This is a genomic window from Cellulophaga sp. 20_2_10, assembly GCF_023476645.1.
GTDB lineage: Bacteria > Bacteroidota > Bacteroidia > Flavobacteriales > Flavobacteriaceae > Cellulophaga.
This window is the reverse complement of sequence record NZ_JAMCOJ010000008.1, coordinates 99,599-122,629: the sequence shown is the minus strand read 5'-3', so window position 1 is coordinate 122,629 and position 23,031 is coordinate 99,599. Positions and strand designations below refer to the sequence as shown.

Here is a 23,031-nt window from a genome sequence, read left to right as displayed (position 1 = left end):
TTAAATATGTATTTTTGCAAAAAAAAATAATACAGATGGCAAGCATAAAAGATTTAAAAAAGGATATCAATTTTGTTTTAGGAGATATTATTGAAGCAGTATACTTTTGGGAAGCAACTTCTAAATCAAAAGATTCTAACGAAGGTTCTAAAATTATAGATTCTGCAATTGTTACTTTTGATGATTTAATCGCGAAGGTGAATAAAAAAGATGTAGAAAGTAGAAGTAAGCACTTAGCAGCTGTTCGTAAAGAATTAGAAACTAAAGCTACAGAATTAATAGCAGACGTTAACAAATTAGGTTAATTTTTACTATTTATACAAAATAAAAACATCCACCATTGGTGGATGTTTTTTTATGTCTATTTGTTAGCAGCTTTTACTTTGCTAATATGTAATTTTAGTTCTTTTCCGTATTTAGAAGTAGATATACTATCTGGTAAAGAATTGTATATAGAGTCTAAATATTTTACGTTAACATCTGGTACTTCTGTTAATGCTAAATAAGGGGCTACGTAAGATTCTTTATGGTTCAAAGAATAATTTAATGCGTATAAATAGCTGCGTAAATTATTTTTAGATAATAGTTTATTTAAAGAGTCAATAGCTTGCTCGTTCCCTTGTATTCCTGGTAATTGTGCAGTTTGTGCTATTCTTAAAGCTTCTGCGTTAAATCTAGATGAATTTTTTCTAAATTCTTCAAGCTTTGTTTGTGCATTAGAACCATTAATTTTTGCATTTAGCGCAAATGTATTCCAAGCTGTGTTTATAGTAATATTTCCTGGCACCCCAAAAAATGTAATTCTATCGTTAAACTCAGAATTATCAGACTTGTCTAAGTATAAATAAAATATCTCTGGGCTTTCTAATTCTGTAGAAAGGTTAAAATGACCATCGCCATCAATTTTTAAAGAATCAACTGTAACTAAAACAGTATCGTTTACCTTTTGTAGGTATAGTGTTCCTTTCTTTAAGCCTTTTACATTACCAGAAACAACCATAGTGTTTTCTGTTGTAGAGTTACAAGCAATAATGCTTAAGCCAAGAAGAAATAAAAGAAAAAATCTATTCATTTTTGTATTTTTTTAAGTGCGACAAATATCATTAATTTTTCTTAAAGAATCGTTAAAGCTTTTTATTTTGTGTATAACTTTTTAATTACAAACCAGAGGCAACTTCCATAAGGTATGCACATAGTAATGCACCTCCTGTGCCTACTACATAACCAAAAACGGCTAATAACACCCCTACAGATGTTAAAGAAGGGTGAAACTCGGCTGCTACAATAGGCGCAGAAGCAGCACCACCAACATTAGCTTGGCTACCTACGGCTAAAAAGAAATAAGGAGCCTTTATAAGTTTTGCAACGACTATTAATAAACCAGCGTGTATGGCAATCCAAATAAGTCCAATAACAATTAAACCAGGATTTTCAAAAACTTTAAGTAAGTCCATTTTCATACCAATAGTAGCTACTAATATGTAAATAAAGACACCGCCTATTTTACTAGCGCCAGCACCTTCATAATTTTTGGCTTTTGTAAAAGATAATGATATACCAACAACTGTAGCGATAACTACCATCCAGAAAAAGCTAGATCCTAGAAACGATAAAAAGCTTTTTTTATCTGCTACAGCAGCAACATTATCTATAAGATACGTACTAATATTTTCTCCTAAAAAGTGAGCTAAACCAACGGCAGTAAAAGCAAAGAAAAGCAACATCATATAATCTTGAGTTGTTGGTGTTCTCGTAATTTTATCTGTAAAAGCTGTAACTTTTGCTTTTAAAGTTTCTATGGCAGAAGCATCTGCATTTAACCATTTATCTATTTTAGTAGTTTTACCTACACCATATAGAATTACGGCCATCCAAATATTGGCAACCACAACATCTATAAGTACCATACCACCATATTTTTCTGGGTTATACTGAAAAATTTCTAGCATAGCAGCTTGGTTTGCTCCTCCACCTATCCAACTACCAGCAATAGTAGATAATCCTCTCCAGATGGCATCAAAATCGTTACCGCCAACTGTTTCAGGAGAAAATATAGATACAATAAGTATAGCAATTGGTCCGCCAATAATAATACCAACAGAACCGGTTAAAAACATAACCAATGCTTTAGATCCTAAACTCTTTATCGCTTTTAAATCTATGCTTAACGTCATTAAAACCAAGGCAGCAGGTAGCAAATACCTACTAGCCATATAATACAAGTTAGATTCGTGCTCCGTAACAACTCCAGTTTTATCTGTAGTTTCCCAAATTTCGGCAATAACACCAGTAGAAGTTAAAATTGCTGGTAATAAATAACAAAGTAAAATACTAGGAACAAAAGTGTAGAATTTTTTCCAAAATCCTGTTCCTTTTGCTGAGGTGTAAAATACAAAACCTAGACAAAGGGTTAATAATCCAAAAACAACTTTATCATCTGTAATTAAAGGTTCTATCATAGAATAGCGATACTAAAATGTGAGTTTCCTCAAATATACTTAAATTAAGATGTTTTGCTTAATAAAATGTGCAACTCCGTTTTCTGTGTTTTTTAAGGTGGTGTGTTTGGCAATTTTTTTAACCTCATCTCGCCCATTACCAACAGCAACACCGCAACCAACATGTGCAAGCATTTCCATATCGTTGTAGTTGTCACCAAAAGCAATTACATCTTCTAAAGTTTCATCTTTTAAAAGTAATTCTATGGCAGATAGTTTAGATATGGTTTTAGGTGCAACTTCTATAAGTGTATCGTTAGACCTGTAAAAATGAAGGGTATCTGCTAATAAGTTAGATAGTTCATTAAAAATAGCATCTGTAGTTTCCTTAGTGCCCATTAGCATTATTTTATGAGCGCCAACGCCTCTCTTTTCCCAATTGGTTAAGGTTGTTTGTGTGTCTTCAAAAATGGGTTCTGCTTTAGTGTGGTGTATTTCTTTTTGTACACGCTCAGAATCTTCCGGCACATACCACTCATCCATATAATACAAGCCTAGTTTTACAGAGTGTTGTTCTGCGATTTTGTGTATGGTTTGTAATTCCTTGCTGTCAATAAAAGTAGAAAACAGTTCTTTGTTACTGTCTAAAACCAAAGCACCATTGTAACAAATAATAGGTAAATTTTCTATACCAAGTCTTTCTTGTAAATAGCGCATAGATTTTGGCATTCTTGCGGAAACTAAAATTACTTTAATGTGTTTTTTTATCCTATTTATTTCTGATATGGTAACGTCAGAAACATCATTCTTTGTAGTTAATAAGGTTCCGTCTAAATCAGAACATAAAATTTTATACGTCATTTTATAGCAAACTAAATTATTCTTCTTCTTTCTTTTTTGGCTCTCTTTTAGCTTCTTTTAAGCTTTTCATCAACATCCATTCTATTTGCCCATTGGTGCTACGAAATTCGTCAGAAGCCCATTTTTCAATCGCCTTTAACATATCTTCATTTAACCGTAGTGCAAATGCCTTTTTTTTACTCATTTCTTAGTGTCTAATAAAATCTTCAATTACGTTTAAAAGTTCTTTAGAGATATTAAAGTTTGATGAAGTATATGATTCTTGATTTTCAGTAACTGAATTTACAACCTTTAAAACGTGATTCATTTTAGGAATAATTTTTAAAGTAGCTTTTGGATATGCATCTTTTAATAATTGTGCATCGTCTGTACTAACTTGAAGGTCCGAATCACCATTTAAAATTAAAGCAGGAATGTGCAATTTTTTAATTTCTGCAGCAGGATCTATTTTTGCCCATTGCTTTATAAATTTTTGATATACAGGCTGAAAAACACTTATTAAAAGCGGATTAACCTCTTTAATAGTATCTGTTGTCATAAGCTCTGTAAATTGTTCTTTAGCCATTTTACCTAAACCTGGATTCTGATTTGTTAGCTGTTCTACTATTATTTTATCTATGGTTTTACCTGCGCCAGCAATAGAAATAAAAGAAGATATTACCTTGTCTTTCCGATTGTTAATAGCTAACATACCCACCAAAGAACCTTGGCTATGTCCTATTAAATGGATGCTACTAAACCGGTTATCGCCTTTAAAGTTATCTACAGCAACATTTGCATCATCTGTAAAACTAGCAAATGTAATTTTTGATAATTGCTTAATGTTACTTAATGTAGCAGATCTTTTATCATAACTATAAAAAGAGAATCCTTTTGCATTTAAGCTATCTCTTAGTGTTTTTATATACCCAATTTGTATCATAGTACCAGCTTGGTTTCCATTACGATCTGGATTTCCGGAACCTTGAATAAAAATGATAAGAGGAGTTTTCTTTTTTGCAGCAGGTATGGTTAAAGTGCCAGGTAAACTAATATCTCCATTTTTTAAATGTAACTCTTCAGTTTTTACTTCTTGAGCCCAAATTAGAGTAGGGAGTAACATACATAGCAGTAGAAAATTTTTCATAGTTATCTGTTTTTATCGCGTTCTAAAATTACTTTAAAGTAGCTAGAACCATTTATAGCAACAGAAGATTTTACAATCCAGCCCTCTCTTGCAAGAGAGTTTAGTTCATCTTCAAAATCACCATCTGAATTTCTTAGTTTGGCTTTTTGTTTTATAATTTTGTATTCTTTCATTTTCTTAGTGATTTAAAGTTCCGGCATTAACAATAGGAGAAGCATCTTTATCTGAACACAAAACAACCATTAAATTGCTTACCATTGCGGCCTTACGTTCATCGTCCAAATCTACTATGTTTTTTTTACCTAGTTGGTCTATGGCCATTTCTACCATACTAACTGCACCTTCTACAATTTTATGTCTTGCAGCAACAATAGCTGTAGCTTGTTGCCTTTTAAGCATTGCATTAGCAATTTCTTGTGCATAGGCTAAATAACCAATACGAGCTTCTAAGACTTCAATACCAGCCATAGAAAGTCTTTCTTGTACTTCTTTCTCTAAGGCAACACTAACCTCGTTTACACTAGATCTAAGTGTTATATCTTCTGTGTGCCCTTCGTCTGCAAAATTATCATAAGGATACATACTAGCAAGTTTACGTACTGCAGCATCAGTCTGTACGCGAACAAAATTTTTGTAATCATCCACCTCAAAAGCAGCCATAAAAGTATCGGTAACTCGCCATACTAAAATGGTACTAATCATTATTGGGTTACCTAGTTTATCATTTACTTTTAATCGTTCACTATCAAAGTTACTAGCTCTTAAAGAAATAGATTTTTTGGAGTAAAAAGGCAGAACCCAGTAGAAACCATTTTCTTTAATTGTACCTACATACTTACCAAATAGTAATAAAACTTTAGAACTATTAGGATTTACTAGTACAAATCCAGGAAATAAAGCTGCGGCTAAAATAATGCCTAATACATAAATAGGACTGTCTTTAGTAATAAGCATATAGAAACTTAATAAGGCTAACGCAATAAATATAATTAAGACAATATAACCGCTTAATGGTGTGGTAGTTTTTTCTTTTGACATGATGTTTGGTTTTTTATGATATTAAAATGATATCATAAATATATCAATTTTATTTTAATTGCTTTTGAAATCTTTACTTTTTTTCTTATTAGGGTTTTTAAATAGACGTTTTAAAAAGCCATCTTTTTTAGAAGGTTGGCAGTCTAACGACTGTAAAACTGCATCTGTAGGTTTTTTAAATTTTGCTTTAGTGATGTAATCAAAATCTGAATTTTTATTCATTTTCTGCAGTAACAATGCAAAAGCGGGTAATGCAGCATTAGCACCTTGACCAAGACCTGTACTTTTAAAGCCTATTTCATGATTATCTAAACCAACCCAAGTAACACTAACTAGTTTAGGTGTTACGCCAACAAACCAAGCATCTTTATTATTTTGTGTTGTTCCTGTTTTACCAGCAATATCGTTAGTTAACTTATAGGAATTTCTTATTCTGGCTGCAGTACCTGTATTTATAGTAGCTTTCATAAGCTCTATCATAATCATATTAGTTTCTGGTGAAAAAGCTGGCTCTTTAGAAGTAGTGGGTTTAAAAGATTCCATAATAGAGTCTTTACTATTGGTAATGTGTTTAATAAGTATTGGTGTACTGTGTTTGCCATTGTTTACGTAGCTTGTATAGGCTGTAGCTAGTTCGCTTATTTTTACCTCTGCTGTTCCTAAAGCTAAAGAAGGTAAATTGGGAAGCTCTGCTGTAATTCCCATTTTTTTAGCTTGGGCTATGGTATTAGGTATGCCTGCTTTTTCTAATACTTTTACGGCAACAGTATTTACAGAATTACTTAAAGCTTCTTTCATTGAATAATTAAGAAAGGTCTCGTCTTTGGAACCAGTATTAGATGGACTCCATTGTTTTAAATTTTTATATTCGACTTCTTCAGCAGAAAAATATGTACAAGGGCCAATGCCTTGTTCTAAAGCTGTAGTATATACTATAGGTTTAAAAGTAGAGCCAACTTGTCTTTTACTTTGTGATATGTGGTCGTACTTATATTGTTTAAAGTCAATACCACCAATCCACACTTTTACCTCTCCGTTTTCTGGATCTAGAGCCAATGAACCAATGTTTAAAAATTTACTATAGTGCTTAATACTATCTATAGTACTAGCTTGTAAAGTGGAATCTTTATCCCAGTTAGATAATGTCATTGTCTTTTTTTTGTTTAAAGAATCTAGTATTTGCGCTTCTGCTAAACCTAATTCCTTTAGTTTTTTATACGGTAAAGATTGTTTTATAGCTTTGTTAATAATGCTTTTGTTTGTTAGCCAAGGAGCATTTTTGCCATAACTTTTTTCAAAACTAGATTGTAAACCTTTCATATGCTCCTGCATAGCTTCTTCTGCTAAAACTTGCATCTTATAATCTAGTGTGGTGTATATTTTTAAGCCAGAGGTATAAATGTTTAAATCACTCCCAGCATCATTCTTATCTTTTACCCATTTTAAAAGCTGTTTTCTAACTTCTTCTCTAAAATAAGGAGCAACACCATCGTTATAATTAAAATCTCTATAGTCTAATTCTAAAGGTGTTTTAATGAGGCTGTCTTTTAGTTTTTGGTCTATGTAGTTATTTGTATGCATAGCTTGCATAACGAGGTTTCTTCTGCCTTTACTTTTTTCAGGAAAAACTCTTGGGTTATAACCATAGGTTGCTTTTAACATACCTACCAATGTAGCAGCTTCTGGTATACTTAAATTTTTAGTGTGTTTGTTAAAGAATTTTAAGGAGGCACTTTCGATACCAAAAGTATTATCGCCAAAAGAAACCTGATTTAAATAATAAGAAAGAATCTCTTCCTTATTGTAGATGCTTTCTAACTTGCGAGCAATAAACATCTCTTTAATTTTAGAAACGGCCAAGTTTAATGTGCCACTTTTAGTTCTTGGATATAGTTTTTTTGCCAGTTGTTGACTAATTGTACTACCGCCACCAGAAGATTTATCTCGTAATAAAATGCTTTTAAAAGCAACTCTAAGCATACTTTTATAGTCTATACCACTATGGTCATAAAAACGCTCATCTTCAATGGCTACTAATGCTTCTGTTAAGTGTTTAGGGAATTCTGCATATGCAATAGGTTGCCTATCTAATAAGTAGTATTTACCTATTAAAACACTATCTGCAGAGTATACTTCTGATGCTTGTTGGTATTTAAGTGATGTTAACTCCTCTTTACTTGGTAATTTTCCCCAAAGTCCAGTGTATACGCTGGTAATAAATAGTATACCTATACAAATAAGGCCAAGTAGAGCTATGACACTATATCTTAAATACGGGTTCTTTATTTTTTTTAAAATCAAAATAGTCTGTTTTAGGGTATAAGGATAAGTTAAAAAAATAAAACCAACTAAAAAATAACAATAGTTTAAAATACAATTTTCTATTTTTGTCAAAAAATAACGAGAATGAAAAACATATGTATACTGCTTTTTTTAGCAGTTCAGGTTTCTTTTGCTAACAATGTATTTTGGGGTAAAACAGGACATAGAACAGTTGGCGAAGTTGCGCAAAAAGAACTAAGTAGAAAAGCTAAAAAGGCAATTAAAGAATTGTTAGATGGCCAAGATTTGGCTTTTGCATCTAACCACGCAGATGATATAAAATCTGATAGAACTTTTAAGGCGTATTCTCCTTGGCACTACGTTAACTTTCCTGCAGATAAAAAATATACAGACATCACACCACCACCAGAAGGAGATTTAATGGTTGGTATAGAAAAATGTTTGTCTGTTTTAAAAGATAAGAACAGCTCTAAAAAAGATAAATCTTTTCATTTAAAAATGTTAATTCACTTAATTGGAGATATGCACCAGCCTTTACACGCTGGCCACGCAGAAGACAAAGGTGGTAACGATATACAAGTACGTTGGTTTAATGACGGAACAAACTTGCACCGTGTTTGGGATTCTGATATGATAAACTCTTATGGTATGAGTTATACGGAGTTAGCGGGTGCTTTACCTAAGCTAAATAAAAAAGAGGTTGCAAAAATACAAGATGGTACTGTTTACGACTGGATTGAAGAATCTCAGGATTTAGCAGAAGAAGTTTATAAGTCTGCTGAGGTTGGAGAAAAATTAGGATACAGATACAGTTATCTTCATATGGATCAATTACGTGGACAATTATTAAAAGGTGGTTTGCGTTTGGCTAAGGTCTTAAATGACTTATATAAATAATTTTAACGATTATTTTGAAGCTATGCCTAACTTATTTTGGTTTTTGGCATAATTATTGAAAATTACATAGTGTAGTTGCGTATGAGGATATTAGTAAGCCAAATCCAATCTTATTAAAGGCAGTATGTAACTCACAATGAAACTAGGATAACATAAAAAAAAAGGTCTTTATATACTAAAGACCTTTTTTTTTGCTCTATTTTTAAATTGGATGCAGTATCGTTATTTACGCTACAATAGTTTTAAGCTCGTTTCTGTATTCAGACGGGTTTTGCCCAGTAAATTTTTTAAACGATTTATTAAAGTGAGAAAAGTTATTAAAACCACACTCAAAACAAACCTCTGTAATACTCATCTTTTGCTCTGCCAATAATTTAGATGCGTGTACCAATCTATATTCATTGGTAAACTGAATAAAGGTTTTGTTGGTTATTTTTTTAAAGTACCTACAAAAAGAGGGTACCGTCATATTAACTAAAGACGCAATACTGTCTAAGGTAATCTCTTCTCTAAAGTTAGTTTTTACATAATTAAAGATAACATTAATACGGTCGTTGTCTTTAACTTCAGTTTTCATAGAAAAACCTTCTGCATTTAATAAGGTGTATTCTTTAGACTTACCAAGCTCGTTTAATATGTTTAAGATTGATATTAAACGTTGAAAATCGGTTTGGTACTCTAATACTTCAATTTTATCTCCAATTTTTAACTTGGTGTTGCCATGAAAAGCAATACCACCTTTACAGGTATCTAATAAAGATTTAATATTTCTTAGTTCTGGTAGGTTAAAAAAATTAGCCCCTAAAAAATCGGGTAACATTTGTACAACCGTTTCGCTTTTGTTTTTTGTTAGTACATCTGTAAGTCCACAATGAGGTAAATTACCATCTATTAAAATTAAATCGCCATCTGTGTAATAAGATATGTGACTCCCTATTTGTCTTTTTCCAGAGCCGCCATTAACATAAACCAGTTCTATCTCTGGATGATAATGCCAGGTGTTGTTTTTGTTATTTGTAGCCTCATCAAACTTCTGATATGTAAACGAATGACCAAAGTCTGGTGCAATAGCTTCAAAAATGGGTTTTTGGTTCGACATTATAAATAAATTTAAATACAAAAATAGAATAACTATATGTTTTTAAAAACATTTTAAGGTTCATTTTGTATGTTAAATTAACATTAAGTAAGTGTTGTCGTAGTATTGTGGTTAATATAGCATAGATATTGGAAAATATAGAGGTAAAATTAACCGAATACCCCACATATATTTGCAGTGTAATTATTTAGCAATCAAAACAAAAAGAATAATCCTAAAAAAGTAAACCTATGAAAACAATTTTTAAATTCTCGACCCTAGTTCTATTTTTGTTTGTGTCAACTGCAAGTTTTGCAGATGAATCTTCACTAGAATTAGTTACTAAAAAAGACTCTAAAGATTTAGTCTTTAAATTTGAGGCAAAAAATCTTCAAACAGTAATAAAATTCGAAGATCAATATTCGGGGGTATTTTATTCGGAAGAAATAGAAAATGAAGCCGTTTATTCTAAAAAATTCAATGTAATGAATTTAGAAGATGGACATTACTTTTTAAACGTAGAAAATATGTTAAAGAAGGTTTCATATGCAATACACATTAAAAATGGTAATGTTATTGTAGATGAAAAAATAGAAGAGGCAAAACCAATTTTTCAGAAAAGAGGAGACTTAGTACTAATGAGTTTCTTAAATAAAAAGAAAGGTAAAGTTGTTGTTTCTGTATATGATTTAGAAGGGAACGAAGTATACGAAGAAACTTTTAATAATAAATTACGAGTAGAGAAAGCCTTTAGATTTACAAATTTTGCAGAAGAAGAATTTAGATTTGTTGTAGAAGTAAACAAAGGTAAGTACAGTAAATTAGTAAGTTTAGACTAGTTATAATTGAGTATTGTTGATAAAAAAGAGGCTATTTATAGCCTCTTTTTTTTTGTTTTAAAATTGCAAATACCAGTACGCCCAATACATTAAGGCAAACTGTAAAGGTATACGCAAAACTAATATGTAAAAAGGTATGCCAGCAGCGGCCTTTTTGCTAGTGAGCATATAGAAATGCACCAATAAAAAAACAGTGAGCATTGCTACTAATGCGTAAATGGCATAGTTTTTAGAAGAGGCAAAGCACAAGCCAAAACCAATAAAAACTTCTACTATACCGCTAACATAGACTAGAGATAAGTGTTTGGGTAAATATCTAGGCATAATACGCATATATATATTAGGCTTTATAAAATGCATAAAACCAGCAAAAATATAGAGCAAAGCCATTAGGTATAAATGCCAAGGATAAATCATATTTTTATAAGTATTTAGCTAAACGTTCTCTTTTTTTCTCTGGTAGAGCAGTATTGTTAACCGCTAATTTTACGTGCTCTAATTTTTTTTCTTTGGAATATAGAAGCTTGTAAAAGTCTTGTGTCGTAAGTGAGTTGTTAGATTGTTCTATTAATGTTAAAGAGTCTCCGGTTTGCACATTACCCTCTTCTAGGATACGAATATAGGTCCCGGGACGATTGTGAGCAATAAACTGTTTTAATACTTCTTGATTTCCAAAACGTATTCCTAGTTTATAACAAGGTTCTCTAGGTTGCGATATTTGTACAACTGCAGATCCAATTTTGTAAATGTCTCCTATTCTAAGTGTAGCTTCATTTAAACCTTCTATGGTTAAGTTTTCTCCAAACATTCCCCAATCCCAATCTAAAGTAGGGTATAAGCTTTTCCAATACTCATACACATCAGCGGAAAATAAATAACAAGCTTTGTATATGCCACCATGGTGTTTCCGGTCTATTACAGTATCATTTACAACATCTGTACTTTTTAGATGTAAAGGGTTGGTTGTAGGATATTTGTAAATTCCTGTTACTTCTTCTTTACCATTCCATAGTATTTTGGTAGGTTTTCCAAGGTTTGTTGCTACTACTTTCATTCTATAAAGATAAAAAACCATTGCATATAAATACAATGGTTTTCATTAAGTAGTTTTGGTTAAGGAGTAACTATAGCTCTTCCTTGTCCATTTTTTTTACCATAAAAAAGCCGATTAACAAAGCGGTACCTGCTGTTATAAAAGTTGTGCCTACAGCAACAGCTTCGTCTAAGCCCATATTTATAAAAATATTACCTAATAATATACCTAAGCCAATACCTATTACAAGTAAAGAAAAATTTAGTGTAAGTATTTTCCAAATTGGCGCTGCTTTGTCTTGTTTGCCTTTAACAAATATACCTGCGTCTACACCTTTTTCTATTAAAGCTAAGCGTTCTTTGTTACGTGTAGAAAAGAATAAGTAAAATACGCCAAAGATAGATGCAAATATTAATGCTACAATTAGTACTTCTGGTCCCATAGTTATGTAATTTAAATTGATTAATTTTATTTTGTTCTTATGGTAAGACGACAGTTTTAAAATTATGGTTACAAGTTTATCAAAAAAATATTTTTTAGCTACTTTGGTAACCAAACCAATTATAAAGTCGTCTAACCTACAAATGACTAATACAAACGACCAACATTATATAACTAAAATACTTGCCGGTGATGCGCAAGCCTATACATTTCTTGTAAATAAGTATAAGGATATGGTTTTTACATTGGCCATTAGAATGTTGCGTAATAAGGAAGAAGCAGAAGAGGTGGCACAAGATGCATTTGTAAAAGCATATACAAAACTAGACAAGTTTAAAGGAGATGCTAAATTTTCTACTTGGCTATATAAAGTGGTTTACAATACAAGTTTAGACCGAATAAAAAAACTAAAAAAAGATGCTTTGGTTGTGCCTATAGAAAATGTAACTGAAAGAAGTTTACAGACAATAGACAATGCTTTAGAGCAGATGCAAGATAAAGAGCGTACAGCGGCAATACAAGAATGCATAGCATTATTACCAGCAGATGAAAGTGCTTTATTAACCTTGTTTTATTTTGATGAGCTATCGCTTAAAGAAATAGCAAAAGTAACAGCAACATCTGTAAATAACTTAAAAGTTAAATTGTTTAGGAGTAGAAAAAAATTAGCAACAATAATAGAAACTAAGGTCTCTCCAGAAATAATAAATATATATGGATAAGGAACAAAAAAATATAGACGAGTTTATTAGCAAAGCAATGCAGTCTTTGCCCGTAGAGAAAACATCTGTAGATTTTACAGATCTAATTATGTCTAAAATAGCAGTAGAAAAACCGTCTACAGTAACAACCTATACATCTTTAATATCTAAGCCAGTTTGGGTACTTATTTTTGTGCTAATAAGTGGTTTATGCGTGTACCTATCATTCTTTGGAACAGCAGAAAATTCAAGTTGGTTGCCAAGTGCAAATTATAATGCATTAACATCTGTATTTAAAAATATACATTTAAATAGTAGTTTGATATATGGTATAGTGGCTCTTGCGTTAATGACTTTAATACAGGTCCCTATTTATAAAAATTATTACAAAAATAAATTTCAGGTATAAATACCTTAAAACTTACTTATTTTTAAGCCATCACTAAAATTTAGTGATGGTTTTTTTTGTTAAAAATGAAACCCTTTAAAAAAGTAATCGTTTTTAAGATAGAATACTTACAAAGATTTATGCAACAAACCACCAACCAAATAATTGCAGGCTGTAAAAAAGGAGATAAAAAATCTCAGCTACAGTTGTATACAAATTATTGTGACGCAATGTTTGCCATTGCTTGTAGGTATTTAAAGAACCAAGAAGATGCAAAAGATGCAATGCAGGAGAGCTTTATAAAGGCTTTTGGTAAAATTAATAATTACGAGTCAACATACACAATAGGAGCTTGGCTAAAACGAATTGTAATTAACCAATGTTTAGACGTATTAAAAAAGCAAAAGTTAATTTTTGAGGATTTAGATGATGTTGTGTATGAGTTTGAAGAAGAATCTGATTGGTATTTTAATGATGAAATACAAAAAAAAGATGTCCTAAAAGCAATGGAATCTTTGTCCTATAAATATAAGCTAGTAGTGCAATTGTACTTAATAGAGGGGTATGATCACGAAGAGATATCACAGATTTTACAGTTGCCAATAAAAACCTCTAGAACACATTTAAGAAGAGGGAGAATGCAGTTGCAAGAATTGTTAAGTGAAACCAAAGTAAAAACGAATAAAGAAATTATTCAGCAAAAATAAAGGAGATGAAAAATTTGAGAAACAGTTTTACTGAAGATGATTTTCCTAAAAAAGAATTACCAGTAACACATAAAGATGAGTTTTTAGAAAAGTTAAGCAAACTGCCATCTAAAAAAAAGTATAATTATAGGTTGATGAAGATTGCGGCAGTATTTGTTTTACTTGTAGGGTTGGCATTTGTATTTGTGCAGCAGAATGCTACAGATGATGAAGACGAAGTAAATACAGTGCAAATTACGAAAGAACTTAAAAAAGTAGAAACAGAGTATTTAGCTAATATAGATACAGAATGGAAGAATTTTTTAGCTGTGGCCACAGATGAAAAACTAATACGCAGGTATAAACAAAAGCTAACACAGTTAGATGCGGATTACAAGCAAATTTCTAAAGAATTTAAAGCCGACAAAAACAATCTTTTTGTGGTAGAAGATTTAATTAGAAATCTGCAAACGCGCCTAAGTTTGCTAAAAGATATACAAAAACATATAAAAATATTAAACGCTAAAAAAGATCAAAATGAAACAGCCATATAAAATTTTACTATTATTAATCTTAATTACAACAGGAGTAGTTAGCGCGCAAGAGGTAGTTGTGTATAAAAAGGATTTTGAAGTAAATAAAGAAGGTAAAGTAACTCTTAATCTATTTACTGATGAAGTCTTAATAGAGAAGTCTATAGATAATAAAGTACACGTGGATTATTCAGTTTCTTTTACGAAATACTCAAAAAGGCAGATGCAAAATTATGTAGAAGCTATTAAAGTGACAACAGAGAAAGAAGGCGGTAATCTGGCAATAACGAGTAGAGGGAAAAATTCGAAATATCGTTTTTTTGAAATTATAACATCGGATAAAATGGCCCTTTATTTAAGAAGTAGAGACACTGTAAATATAAGAAAAACAAAAGATTCTATAGTTAAAGAAATGTATGCTGGTTACAAGCCATATTTAAAATCTATTAAAGTTAAGCCGAATAAGGCGAAGTATAGTTATGAGAAATCTAAGGGAGTAAGGCCTAAGTTTGTTATTAAAGTTCCTGAGGGTGTTATTTTAAAAGTTAATGGTTCTAGTAGTCAAATTAAATTTAATAAAATAGAAAACCAGACTGAATTAAAAATTAAAAGAGGCGGTGTAATTTTAGATAAAATAACAAATAGCAAAAGTAGATTTCATATAAAGGATGGTTATTTTTATGCAGCAGAAATTGAAGGAGCTCAATTTTATTTTAACGATGTTTATAAAGGTTTAATTGGGAGCATTAAAAACGCAACTATAGAAAATGACTTTTCAAAAGTGGAAATTGCAGAACTAAAAGAGAATGTAAAAATTAATGATTATAATGGTGTCTTTTGGTTTTACAATTTAAATAATAATGCGAGTTTTAATTTAGATTCAGATTACTCTAAATTAAACATATATGGTAAGGGAGAAAATAATAATCTTATAAATGCCTTTACATCTAAAGTTAAAGAAGGTTCAAATCCTGCAGCAAACTTTACGTTAGAGGACCAGAATATAAATTTAAAAGTAGCTAATGGTTTAATTTATTACCATAACTAAAAATAGAGTAGTAGTATAAAAAAATCCGCATCAAGTAATTGATGCGGATTTTCTATTTTTAAGCCTAATAGTAAATGTTACTTTACCATTTCGTAACTTCTTTTAATAAAGTTTGTAAGCTCTTCACCTTTTAATAAACCTTTAGATAAACGTGCTAAGTCTAACGATTGGTTTATCAAACGTTTTTTAGTTTCTGGAGTATCTGCATTTAAAATTTCCGAAACTAAATCGTGGTTTGTGTTAACAATTAGGTTGTACATTTCTGGCATATTACCCATACCAAACATACCACCGCCACCGCCGCTTTGTTGCATTTCTTTCATTCTACGCATAAACTCTGGCTCTGTAATTGTAAAAGGAGAAGCAGCACTATCCATAGCTTCTAATTGTACAGTAAAGCTTTTGTTTGTAATTGTTTCTTCTAGTTCTTTTTTAAGAGCTTCTTTTTCTTCTTCAGAAAGTTTAGATATTTGTTCTTCGTCTTTCTTAATAAGATTGTCTATGTGGTCTGCATCTACTCTTGCAAAAGAAATATTCTCTTTAGAAGTTTCTAATTTTTGCATTAAGTGACTAATAATAGGAGAATCTAATAATAAAACCTCGTATCCTTTAGCTTTTGCAGCTTCAATATAACTGTGTTGTGCTTCTTTATCAGACGCGTATAAAAGAACTAATTTGTTGTCTTTGTCAGTCTGTGTCGCTTTTAATTTTTCTTGTAATTCTTCAAACGTATAGAAAGCACCATCTACAGTTGGGTACAACGCAAATTTGTCAGCCTTGTCAAAGAATTTATCATCAGAAAGCATTCCGTATTCAATAACAATTTTAATGTCATTCCACTTAGCTTCAAAATCTTCTCTGTTATTCTTGTATAAAGAAGCTAATTTATCTGCTACTTTTTTAGAGATGTAAGATGATATCTTTTTAACAGCACCATCTGCTTGTAGGTAAGATCTAGATACATTTAATGGTATATCTGGAGAATCTATAACACCACGTAACATAGTTAAAAACTCTGGAACAATACCTTCTACATTGTCTGTGACAAATACTTGGTTTTGGTATAGTTGTATGCGGTCTTTTTGTACGTTTAAGTCGTTTGTTAACTTCGGGAAATATAAAATACCCGTTAAGTTAAAAGGATAGTCTACATTAAGGTGTATGTGAAACAAAGGCTCCTCAAATTGCATTGGGTATAACTCTCTGTAAAAACCTTTATAGTCTTCATCTTTTAAATCGGCAGGAGCTTTTGTCCAAGCCGGGTTAGGGTTGTTTATAATATTGTCTACCTCTTGTGTTGGTGCAGCATCTTCTTCCTTAGCGTCTTCTGGCTTAGGCAAAGTTTCTGTACGCATACCAAATTTAATTGGTACCGGCATAAATTTGTTGTACTTGTTTAAAAGTTCACTTATTTTACCTTCTTCTAAAAATTCGGTAGAATCATCAGCAACATGTAAAATAATTTCTGTTCCACGATCTGTCTTGTCAGAAGCTTCTAATGTAAAATTAGGAGAGCCATCACAAGTCCAATGTGCAGCAGGTTCGTCTTTAAAACTTTTAGTAATAATTTCTACTTTTTCTGCAACCATAAAAGCAGAGTAAAAACCAAGACCAAAATGACCAATAATACCAGAGTCTTTAGCAGAATCTTTGTATTTGTCTAAAAATTCTTCCGCACCAGAAAAAGCAACTTGGTTAATGTATTTTTCAACCTCGTCTGCAGACATACCTAGACCTTGATCTATAATATGTATTTTTTTTCCTTCTTTATCTACTTTTATTTCGATAACTGGATTACCATATTCTACTTTAGCTTCACCTATAGAAGTTAAATGCTTTAATTTTAATGTTGCATCTGTAGCATTAGATATTAATTCACGTAAAAATATCTCGTGATCGCTGTAAAGAAACTTCTTAATAAGCGGAAAAATATTCTCTACGGATACATTAATCTTACCTGTCGCCATAATTAAATTGTATTTTTTTTAATCCCTAAGAGGGAAACTGATTATTATTTTTAATTCTATTATTACTATGGCAAATAAAATACCAATTAAGGTTACTATGACAAACTGACACACCTTGTGTTAATTATCAGTTTTTTTGGTTATCTTCAATCTATTGTAAATAAAAGGTATCATTATTTATATATTGCAGGCTTAAATAGGGTTTTGCTCTCAAGAAATAAGATTTTAAAGTAGAAAATATGTATAATTCAAAAATAACAGGCTTAGGTCATTATGTACCAGAAAACGTGGTTACAAACGATGATTTGTCTAAAGTGATGGATACCAATGACGCTTGGATACAAGAACGTACAGGTATTAAAGAAAGAAGACACGTAGTAAAAGGCGATGGCGACACTACCACAACAATGGGAGTTAAAGCTGCCAAAATTGCTATAGAACGTGCTGGTATAGATAAGGATGATATTGATTTTATTGTTTTTGCTACGCTAAGTCCAGATTACTATTTTCCAGGACCAGGTGTTTTAGTACAAAGAGATTTGGGAATTAAAACGGTTGGTGCTTTAGATGTAAGAAACCAGTGTTCTGGTTTTGTTTACGCTATTTCTGTGGCAGACCAGTATATAAAAAGCGGAATGTATAAAAATGTTCTGGTAATTGGATCTGAATTGCATTCTCACGGTTTAGATATGTCTACACGTGGTAGAGGTGTCTCTGTAATTTTTGGTGATGGAGCAGGAGCAGCAGTATTAAGTAGAGCAGAAGGTACAGATACAGGTATATTATCTACGCATTTACATTCTGAAGGGCAACACGCAGAAGAATTATCTTTAATTGCTCCAGGTATGGGTAAGCGCTGGGTTACAGATATTATAGAAGATAACGATCCTAATGACGAATCTTATTTCCCGTATATGAATGGGCAATTTGTTTTTAAAAATGCAGTAGTTCGTTTTAGTGAGGTAATTATGGAAGGGTTACAAGCTAATAATTTGGAAGTATCTGATATTGATATGTTAGTGCCACATCAGGCAAACCTTAGAATTTCTCAGTTTATACAGAAGAAGTTTAAGTTAAACGATGATCAGGTATTTAATAATATCATGAAATATGGTAATACAACGGCAGCTTCTATACCAATAGCATTAACAGAGGCTTGGGAGCAAGGTAAAGTTAAAAAAGGTGACTTGGTAGTTTTAGCAGCCTTTGGTAGTGGGTTTACTTGGGGTAGTGTGGTAATTAAATGGTAACCAATACCTAACCTTTATAAAAACACAAAGCCCAGAGTTATAAAACTCTGGGCTTCTTTGTCATCGATAGGCTATACTAAACACTAACCATTAACTATAAAAATACAGCGTTATCAATGACCTTATCTTAAAATGTCTTTATAAATAACTATATATAGTTATAAGACGTAATATTTACAATAAAGTTACATTAGTTAACAAAATTTAACATTAAATTTTCAAAAAATGTCTAAAACCCTTGTTTTTGGTGCTTCGTTGAATCCGAATCGGTATAGTTATCTTGCTGTAAAGAAACTATTAGAAAAGAAAATAACAACAGTAGCGTTTGGTAAAAATTTAGGGACTATTCTACAGCTCCAAATTAAAGATAATTTAACGGATTTTCAAAATATAAATACAGTTACTTTATATTTAAACCCATTTAGGCAGGTAGAATATTACAATTCAATAGTAAAATTGCAGCCAAAGCGAGTAATATTTAATCCAGGAACAGAGAATCCTGAGTTTTACAACATATTGAAAAAGAATAATATAGAAGTTGTGGTAGCTTGTACTTTAGTTTTATTAGCTACAAATCAATATTAAACTGAAAAATATATTACGAGTTAAAAAATATTACAAATAATAAATATTTAACTTTTTGTTAAGATTTTTAAAATTGATTGTATCCCTTTTTACGTATCAACCAAAGACCAAAAAAGGTTAGTAAACCGTTAATTGGTAATAATTCGTACCCAACAATGTATCCGCCAAGTTTTTCTGCTGGTATGTTAGAAATTAATAAAATTAAGATTACGGGTACAATTGCAACTAACCAAGACCATTTGTCTTTTATTTTATGTTTTGTAAAAATACCAAATGCAAATAAGCCAAGTAGCGGTCCGTATGTATAGGTTGCAACTGTAAGCAAGCTATCTATTACGTTACGGTCTAGAATGTTTTTAAAAATTATTATAACAATAATAAGTAAAATGCTCATTCCTATATGTGTAAGCTTGCGGAGTTTCTTTTGTTCTTTCTCTGGCTTTTTTTCAATCCCTAAGAAATCTACACAAAAAGAAGTTGTTAAAGAGGTAAGTGCGCTATCTGCACTACTGTAAGCTGCGGCTATTAAACCTAGCATAAATGTTATGGCTATTGTAATTCCTAATCCGCTATTTAGGGCAATTTCAGGAAAAAGTAAATCTGTTTTAGGTTCGCCCACACCACCAAGAGAAGGTGTAACAATATTAAATTTATTAGCGTAGATAAATAAAAGAGCTCCTAATAGTAAAAATATAAAGTTAACAACGACCAGTACTAGACTAAAAGAAACCATATTTTTTTGTGCATCTTTTAATGTTTTACAACTTAAGTTTTTTTGCATCATATCTTGGTCTAATCCTGTCATACAAATGGCAATAAACATACCTCCGAAAAATGATTTTATAAAATGGTTTTTAGCAAGGAAGTTGTCAGTAAAAAATATTTTATTGTATTGCTGTAGTTCTTCAGACGCTAGTAAACTGCCTAAACTCATATCTAGTTTATCAGTAATAAAATAGATAGATAAACCAACAGACACTAACATAAAAAGTGTTTGTAATGTATCTGTCCAGACAATAGTTTTTATTCCGCCTTTAAAAGTATAGATCCATATAAGTAATATAGAAAGGGTTACGGTAATTTCAAAAGGAATGTTTAGGTCATCAAAAACAAATTGCTGTAATACTAATGCGACTAAAAATAACCTAAAAGAGGCACCTAGGACTCTAGATATAAAGAAAAAGAAAGCTCCTGTTTTGTAACTAACAATACCAAAACGTTCTTTTAGGTACTCGTAAATAGAGGTTACGTTAAGTTTATAGTAAATAGGCATTAATAGGTATGCTATAACAAAATAGCCTACTAAATAACCAAAAACAACTTGCATATAGCTAAACTGTGAGCCTTGGACCCATCCGGGTACAGATATAAATGTAACCCCAGATAAAGAGGCACCGACCATACCAAATGCTACAATATACCAAGGAGATTGTTTTCCTGCTTTAAAAAAGTCTTCGTTAGAATCGTTTTTTCCGGTTAAGTAAGATATAAACAGTAATACTAAAAAGTAACAACCTATAAGAATTAGGATATGTGTAGATGTCATAAAGTAAAAATTACGGGTGCAAAGTACAAAAAGAAAAAATATCATCATAGGTATTAATCCTTCATAAATAACAAGAATAAATTGTAAATTTGTTTAGAAAAATAATTGAATGGAATTCTCTTCTAAGTTGTTAGAAAATGCAGTGTATGAAATTTCTCAGTTGCCGGGAATTGGCAAGCGTACAGCTTTGCGTTTGGCATTGCATTTATTAAAACAACCTAAAGACCAAACTACAGCACTGTCTTCTAGTTTATTAAAATTACGAGAAGAGATTAAGTTTTGCACTAACTGTCATAACATATCTGATGTTGCTTTATGCGAAATTTGCGCAAACCCTAAGCGAGACGAGTCTTTGGTTTGCGTAGTAGAAGATATTAGAGATGTAATGGCGATAGAAAATACTGGGCAATACCGAGGGTTATATCACGTTTTAGGAGGTAGAATATCGCCAATGGAAGGTGTAGGTCCGCAAAACTTAACAATAAATTCTTTGGTTAGTAAATCTAAAGAAGGTATTATAAAAGAACTTATTTTTGCTTTAAGTTCTACAATGGAAGGGGATACAACCAACTTCTATATTTACAAACAAATAGAAAGTTTGGATGTAAAAACATCTACTATAGCGCGTGGTATAGCAGTTGGTGATGAACTAGAATATGCAGATGAGGTTACACTAGGTAGAAGTATTTTAAACAGGGTTCCTTTTGAGAATTCTTTAAAATTGTAATAGTTTGAATTAAAATAAATGCACTAAATACAGTTAAATGGCGTTTTAATTGTTATTTTTGCAAAATTAAGTATATAATTTGCTTTTAAAATAGTAATATGTCAAAGTTTGAATTAAAATTACCTCAGATGGGTGAAAGTGTTGCAGAAGCAACATTAACGACTTGGTTAAAGCAAGTAGGAGATACCATTGAGATGGATGAGGCTGTTTTTGAAATTGCCACAGATAAAGTAGATTCTGAAGTACCCTCTGAAGTAGAAGGTGTGTTGGTTGAAATGCTTTTTAATGTAGATGATATAGTACAAGTTGGTCAGACTGTTGCTATAATAGAAGTTTCTGGAGAAGCAGGAACTACTGTTGCAGCAGATGCTAATGCTGCTAAGGCTGAAGATAAAGTTGAAGCAACACCTGAAGTTGCTGCTATAGAAAACTCTATTGCGGTTGCTAAAGAAACAGTTGCAGTATCACAAGATTTTAGTGATACAGAAAAATTTTACTCTCCTTTAGTTAAAAATATAGCTAAAGAAGAAGGTATTTCTGTTGCGGAATTAGACGCAATAGTTGGTACAGGTAAAGAAGGTAGGGTAACAAAGACAGACATATTAGATTATGTAGAAAATAGAACAGCGCCTAGTAATAATGGTAGTGTTGTTGCAGCACCAAAAAGTGCACCAACACCGCAGTCTGCTCCGGTAAAAGCACAAGCTCCAAAAGCAGCACCAGTTGTTGCGTCTGCAGGAGATGATGTTGTTCCTTTATCTCGTATGGGTAAATTAATTGCGCAGCATATGACGGCTAGTATAGCTACATCTGCACACGTACAGAGTTTTATAGAGGTAGATGTTACCAATCTTGTAAATTGGAGAAATAAAAATAAAAATAGTTTTCAGCAAAGAGAAGGAGAAAAACTAACGTTTACTCCAATTTTTATGGAAGCAGTGGCTTTTGCGCTTAAAAAATTTCCGTTAATAAATATTTCTTTTGATGGCGATTCTGTAATTAAAAAGAAGAATATTAATATAGGTATGGCAGCAGCTTTACCAGATGGTAATTTAATTGTACCTGTGATTAAAAATGCAGATCAATTAAACTTAGTTGGTATGGCAAAAGTGGTAAACGATTTGGCAAACAGATCTAGAAACAATGCTTTAAAGCCAGACGATATTCAAGGGGGAACCTACACAGTAACAAATGTTGGTACATTTGGTAGTGTGTTTGGAACGCCAATTATTAACCAGCCACAAGTTGCTATTTTAGCATTAGGAGCAATACGTAAAGTGCCTTCTGTTATAGAAACTCCGGAAGGAGACTTTATTGGCATACGTTCTAAAATGTTTTTATCGCACAGTTATGATCACCGTGTTGTAAATGGTGCTTTAGGTGGTATGTTTATTAAAACTGTAGCAGATTATCTTGAAGCTTGGGATGTAAATAGAGAAGTTTAAAAAGCATATAATTGCTTTAATAGTATAGAAATGCTCTGTTTTTTACAGAGCATTTTTTTTTATACTTATTTTCCTTTTCGTAAAAGTAGCTATTCAGCTATATTTGTGGTAAAATAGAAAT

26 protein-coding genes are annotated in these 23,031 nt (G+C 31.6%); 12 read left to right on the top strand and 14 right to left on the bottom strand.

The window, feature by feature from the left end:
• The first annotated feature begins 35 nt into the window (after nucleotides 1-35).
• Nucleotides 36-305 (top strand): hypothetical protein, encoded by a 270-nt coding sequence (locus M4I21_RS14490; protein ID WP_249559947.1) that lies wholly within the window; start codon nucleotides 36-38, stop codon nucleotides 303-305.
• A gap of 56 nt (nucleotides 306-361) precedes the next feature.
• Here the strand turns inward: M4I21_RS14490 and M4I21_RS14485 are convergent, their stop codons facing one another.
• The 8 genes from M4I21_RS14485 to M4I21_RS14450 form a co-directional block, all read right to left on the bottom strand.
• Nucleotides 362-1,072 (bottom strand): DUF4369 domain-containing protein, encoded by a 711-nt coding sequence (locus M4I21_RS14485; protein WP_249559946.1) that lies wholly within the window; start codon nucleotides 1,070-1,072, stop codon nucleotides 362-364.
• Nucleotides 1,073-1,157: 85 nt separating this feature from the next.
• Nucleotides 1,158-2,459: a DUF819 family protein gene (locus tag M4I21_RS14480; RefSeq protein WP_249559945.1), complete on the bottom strand. Its 1,302-nt coding sequence runs from the start codon at nucleotides 2,457-2,459 to the stop codon at nucleotides 1,158-1,160.
• A gap of 39 nt (nucleotides 2,460-2,498) precedes the next feature.
• Nucleotides 2,499-3,299 (bottom strand): HAD family hydrolase, encoded by an 801-nt coding sequence (locus M4I21_RS14475; protein WP_249559944.1) that lies wholly within the window; start codon nucleotides 3,297-3,299, stop codon nucleotides 2,499-2,501.
• A gap of 16 nt (nucleotides 3,300-3,315) precedes the next feature.
• Complete coding sequence (locus M4I21_RS14470) at nucleotides 3,316-3,483, bottom strand: type II toxin-antitoxin system antitoxin (protein WP_249559943.1); 168 nt, start codon at nucleotides 3,481-3,483, stop codon at nucleotides 3,316-3,318.
• 3 nt (nucleotides 3,484-3,486) lie between these two features.
• Nucleotides 3,487-4,425, bottom strand: a complete 939-nt coding sequence (locus M4I21_RS14465) for an alpha/beta hydrolase (protein ID WP_249559942.1) — start codon at nucleotides 4,423-4,425, stop codon at nucleotides 3,487-3,489.
• A 2-nt stretch (nucleotides 4,426-4,427) separates the two neighbouring features.
• A complete protein-coding gene (locus tag M4I21_RS14460) occupies nucleotides 4,428-4,598 on the bottom strand; it encodes a DUF4177 domain-containing protein (RefSeq protein ID WP_249559941.1) in 171 nt (56 codons plus the stop codon).
• 4 nt (nucleotides 4,599-4,602) lie between these two features.
• Entirely contained in the window at nucleotides 4,603-5,463 is an 861-nt protein-coding gene (locus tag M4I21_RS14455) for an SPFH domain-containing protein (RefSeq protein ID WP_249559940.1), read from the bottom strand.
• A 54-nt stretch (nucleotides 5,464-5,517) separates the two neighbouring features.
• On the bottom strand, nucleotides 5,518-7,764 hold the full coding sequence (locus M4I21_RS14450) for a transglycosylase domain-containing protein (RefSeq protein WP_249559939.1): 2,247 nt from the start codon (nucleotides 7,762-7,764) through the stop codon (nucleotides 5,518-5,520).
• A 105-nt stretch (nucleotides 7,765-7,869) separates the two neighbouring features.
• On the opposite strand from M4I21_RS14450, the gene M4I21_RS14445 reads away from it, so the two are divergent.
• Complete coding sequence (locus tag M4I21_RS14445) at nucleotides 7,870-8,643, top strand: S1/P1 nuclease (protein ID WP_249559938.1); 774 nt, start codon at nucleotides 7,870-7,872, stop codon at nucleotides 8,641-8,643.
• Between the two features lie 226 nt (nucleotides 8,644-8,869).
• Here the strand turns inward: M4I21_RS14445 and M4I21_RS14440 are convergent, their stop codons facing one another.
• Nucleotides 8,870-9,742 (bottom strand): AraC family transcriptional regulator, encoded by an 873-nt coding sequence (locus M4I21_RS14440; RefSeq protein WP_249559937.1) that lies wholly within the window; start codon nucleotides 9,740-9,742, stop codon nucleotides 8,870-8,872.
• A gap of 230 nt (nucleotides 9,743-9,972) precedes the next feature.
• On the opposite strand from M4I21_RS14440, the gene M4I21_RS14435 reads away from it, so the two are divergent.
• Nucleotides 9,973-10,560 (top strand): hypothetical protein, encoded by a 588-nt coding sequence (locus tag M4I21_RS14435; RefSeq protein WP_249559936.1) that lies wholly within the window; start codon nucleotides 9,973-9,975, stop codon nucleotides 10,558-10,560.
• A 57-nt stretch (nucleotides 10,561-10,617) separates the two neighbouring features.
• Here M4I21_RS14435 and M4I21_RS14430 read toward each other — a convergent pair whose 3' ends face one another.
• The 3 genes from M4I21_RS14430 to M4I21_RS14420 form a co-directional block, all read right to left on the bottom strand.
• Entirely contained in the window at nucleotides 10,618-10,977 is a 360-nt protein-coding gene (locus tag M4I21_RS14430; protein WP_249559935.1) for a DoxX family protein, read from the bottom strand.
• Between the two features lie 4 nt (nucleotides 10,978-10,981).
• On the bottom strand, nucleotides 10,982-11,614 hold the full coding sequence (locus M4I21_RS14425; RefSeq protein WP_249559934.1) for an MOSC domain-containing protein: 633 nt from the start codon (nucleotides 11,612-11,614) through the stop codon (nucleotides 10,982-10,984).
• A gap of 70 nt (nucleotides 11,615-11,684) precedes the next feature.
• Nucleotides 11,685-12,035 carry a DUF6249 domain-containing protein gene (locus tag M4I21_RS14420; protein ID WP_249559933.1) on the bottom strand — a complete coding sequence of 117 codons (351 nt, stop codon included), beginning with the start codon at nucleotides 12,033-12,035 and terminating at the stop codon, nucleotides 11,685-11,687.
• Nucleotides 12,036-12,099: 64 nt separating this feature from the next.
• Between M4I21_RS14420 and M4I21_RS14415 the strand changes: the two genes are divergently transcribed.
• The 5 genes from M4I21_RS14415 (at nucleotide 12,100) to M4I21_RS14395 (ending at nucleotide 15,390) form a co-directional block, all read left to right on the top strand.
• A complete protein-coding gene (locus tag M4I21_RS14415; RefSeq protein ID WP_249559932.1) occupies nucleotides 12,100-12,756 on the top strand; it encodes an RNA polymerase sigma factor in 657 nt (218 codons plus the stop codon).
• On the top strand, nucleotides 12,749-13,144 hold the full coding sequence (locus tag M4I21_RS14410) for a hypothetical protein (RefSeq protein ID WP_249559931.1): 396 nt from the start codon (nucleotides 12,749-12,751) through the stop codon (nucleotides 13,142-13,144). The genes M4I21_RS14415 and M4I21_RS14410 overlap by 8 nt, the downstream gene beginning before the upstream one ends.
• A 65-nt stretch (nucleotides 13,145-13,209) precedes the next feature.
• On the top strand, nucleotides 13,210-13,830 hold the full coding sequence (locus tag M4I21_RS14405) for an RNA polymerase sigma factor (protein ID WP_249559930.1): 621 nt from the start codon (nucleotides 13,210-13,212) through the stop codon (nucleotides 13,828-13,830).
• 5 nt (nucleotides 13,831-13,835) lie between these two features.
• Nucleotides 13,836-14,363, top strand: coding sequence for a hypothetical protein (locus tag M4I21_RS14400; RefSeq protein WP_249559929.1), 528 nt, complete (start codon nucleotides 13,836-13,838; stop codon nucleotides 14,361-14,363).
• A complete protein-coding gene (locus M4I21_RS14395) occupies nucleotides 14,347-15,390 on the top strand; it encodes a hypothetical protein (protein WP_249559928.1) in 1,044 nt (347 codons plus the stop codon). The genes M4I21_RS14400 and M4I21_RS14395 overlap by 17 nt, the downstream gene beginning before the upstream one ends.
• 77 nt (nucleotides 15,391-15,467) lie before the next feature.
• Here the strand turns inward: M4I21_RS14395 and htpG are convergent, their stop codons facing one another.
• On the bottom strand, nucleotides 15,468-17,357 hold the full coding sequence (htpG, locus tag M4I21_RS14390; RefSeq protein ID WP_249559927.1) for a molecular chaperone HtpG: 1,890 nt from the start codon (nucleotides 17,355-17,357) through the stop codon (nucleotides 15,468-15,470).
• 239 nt (nucleotides 17,358-17,596) lie between these two features.
• Here htpG and M4I21_RS14385 point away from each other — a divergent pair, with 239 nt between their 5' ends.
• Nucleotides 17,597-18,607, top strand: coding sequence for a 3-oxoacyl-ACP synthase III family protein (locus M4I21_RS14385; protein WP_249559926.1), 1,011 nt, complete (start codon nucleotides 17,597-17,599; stop codon nucleotides 18,605-18,607).
• 225 nt (nucleotides 18,608-18,832) lie between these two features.
• Nucleotides 18,833-19,192 (top strand): CoA-binding protein, encoded by a 360-nt coding sequence (locus M4I21_RS14380; RefSeq protein ID WP_249559925.1) that lies wholly within the window; start codon nucleotides 18,833-18,835, stop codon nucleotides 19,190-19,192.
• Nucleotides 19,193-19,259: 67 nt separating this feature from the next.
• Here the strand turns inward: M4I21_RS14380 and M4I21_RS14375 are convergent, their stop codons facing one another.
• Complete coding sequence (locus M4I21_RS14375) at nucleotides 19,260-20,738, bottom strand: sodium:solute symporter (RefSeq protein ID WP_249559924.1); 1,479 nt, start codon at nucleotides 20,736-20,738, stop codon at nucleotides 19,260-19,262.
• Between the two features lie 109 nt (nucleotides 20,739-20,847).
• On the opposite strand from M4I21_RS14375, the gene recR reads away from it, so the two are divergent.
• Both recR and M4I21_RS14365 read left to right on the top strand, forming a co-directional pair.
• Nucleotides 20,848-21,465, top strand: coding sequence for a recombination mediator RecR (recR, locus tag M4I21_RS14370; RefSeq protein WP_249559923.1), 618 nt, complete (start codon nucleotides 20,848-20,850; stop codon nucleotides 21,463-21,465).
• 98 nt (nucleotides 21,466-21,563) lie between these two features.
• Nucleotides 21,564-22,910 carry a dihydrolipoamide acetyltransferase family protein gene (locus tag M4I21_RS14365; RefSeq protein WP_249559922.1) on the top strand — a complete coding sequence of 449 codons (1,347 nt, stop codon included), beginning with the start codon at nucleotides 21,564-21,566 and terminating at the stop codon, nucleotides 22,908-22,910.
• Nucleotides 22,911-23,031: the final 121 nt, after the last annotated feature.

What these genes read in the sequence shown, in the direction of transcription:
- M4I21_RS14490 (WP_249559947.1), top strand. Translation starts at nt 36, where the DNA reads ATGGCAAGCATAAAAGATTTAAAAAAGGATATCAATTTTGTTTTAGGA.
- M4I21_RS14440 (WP_249559937.1), bottom strand. Translation starts at nt 9,742, where the DNA reads ATGTCGAACCAAAAACCCATTTTTGAAGCTATTGCACCAGACTTTGGT.
- M4I21_RS14410 (WP_249559931.1), top strand. Translation starts at nt 12,749, where the DNA reads ATGGATAAGGAACAAAAAAATATAGACGAGTTTATTAGCAAAGCAATG.
- htpG (WP_249559927.1), bottom strand. Translation starts at nt 17,357, where the DNA reads ATGGCGACAGGTAAGATTAATGTATCCGTAGAGAATATTTTTCCGCTT.
- M4I21_RS14470 (WP_249559943.1), bottom strand. Translation starts at nt 3,483, where the DNA reads ATGAGTAAAAAAAAGGCATTTGCACTACGGTTAAATGAAGATATGTTA.
- M4I21_RS14420 (WP_249559933.1), bottom strand. Translation starts at nt 12,035, where the DNA reads ATGGGACCAGAAGTACTAATTGTAGCATTAATATTTGCATCTATCTTT.
- M4I21_RS14480 (WP_249559945.1), bottom strand. Translation starts at nt 2,459, where the DNA reads ATGATAGAACCTTTAATTACAGATGATAAAGTTGTTTTTGGATTATTA.
- M4I21_RS14485 (WP_249559946.1), bottom strand. Translation starts at nt 1,072, where the DNA reads ATGAATAGATTTTTTCTTTTATTTCTTCTTGGCTTAAGCATTATTGCT.
- M4I21_RS14385 (WP_249559926.1), top strand. Translation starts at nt 17,597, where the DNA reads ATGTATAATTCAAAAATAACAGGCTTAGGTCATTATGTACCAGAAAAC.
- M4I21_RS14475 (WP_249559944.1), bottom strand. Translation starts at nt 3,299, where the DNA reads ATGACGTATAAAATTTTATGTTCTGATTTAGACGGAACCTTATTAACT.
- M4I21_RS14395 (WP_249559928.1), top strand. Translation starts at nt 14,347, where the DNA reads ATGAAACAGCCATATAAAATTTTACTATTATTAATCTTAATTACAACA.
- M4I21_RS14430 (WP_249559935.1), bottom strand. Translation starts at nt 10,977, where the DNA reads ATGATTTATCCTTGGCATTTATACCTAATGGCTTTGCTCTATATTTTT.
- M4I21_RS14465 (WP_249559942.1), bottom strand. Translation starts at nt 4,425, where the DNA reads ATGAAAAATTTTCTACTGCTATGTATGTTACTCCCTACTCTAATTTGG.
- M4I21_RS14445 (WP_249559938.1), top strand. Translation starts at nt 7,870, where the DNA reads ATGAAAAACATATGTATACTGCTTTTTTTAGCAGTTCAGGTTTCTTTT.
- M4I21_RS14455 (WP_249559940.1), bottom strand. Translation starts at nt 5,463, where the DNA reads ATGTCAAAAGAAAAAACTACCACACCATTAAGCGGTTATATTGTCTTA.
- M4I21_RS14435 (WP_249559936.1), top strand. Translation starts at nt 9,973, where the DNA reads ATGAAAACAATTTTTAAATTCTCGACCCTAGTTCTATTTTTGTTTGTG.
- M4I21_RS14460 (WP_249559941.1), bottom strand. Translation starts at nt 4,598, where the DNA reads ATGAAAGAATACAAAATTATAAAACAAAAAGCCAAACTAAGAAATTCA.
- M4I21_RS14415 (WP_249559932.1), top strand. Translation starts at nt 12,100, where the DNA reads ATGGTTACAAGTTTATCAAAAAAATATTTTTTAGCTACTTTGGTAACC.
- M4I21_RS14425 (WP_249559934.1), bottom strand. Translation starts at nt 11,614, where the DNA reads ATGAAAGTAGTAGCAACAAACCTTGGAAAACCTACCAAAATACTATGG.
- M4I21_RS14380 (WP_249559925.1), top strand. Translation starts at nt 18,833, where the DNA reads ATGTCTAAAACCCTTGTTTTTGGTGCTTCGTTGAATCCGAATCGGTAT.
- recR (WP_249559923.1), top strand. Translation starts at nt 20,848, where the DNA reads ATGGAATTCTCTTCTAAGTTGTTAGAAAATGCAGTGTATGAAATTTCT.
- M4I21_RS14365 (WP_249559922.1), top strand. Translation starts at nt 21,564, where the DNA reads ATGTCAAAGTTTGAATTAAAATTACCTCAGATGGGTGAAAGTGTTGCA.
- M4I21_RS14405 (WP_249559930.1), top strand. Translation starts at nt 13,210, where the DNA reads ATGAAACCCTTTAAAAAAGTAATCGTTTTTAAGATAGAATACTTACAA.
- M4I21_RS14375 (WP_249559924.1), bottom strand. Translation starts at nt 20,738, where the DNA reads ATGACATCTACACATATCCTAATTCTTATAGGTTGTTACTTTTTAGTA.
- M4I21_RS14400 (WP_249559929.1), top strand. Translation starts at nt 13,836, where the DNA reads ATGAAAAATTTGAGAAACAGTTTTACTGAAGATGATTTTCCTAAAAAA.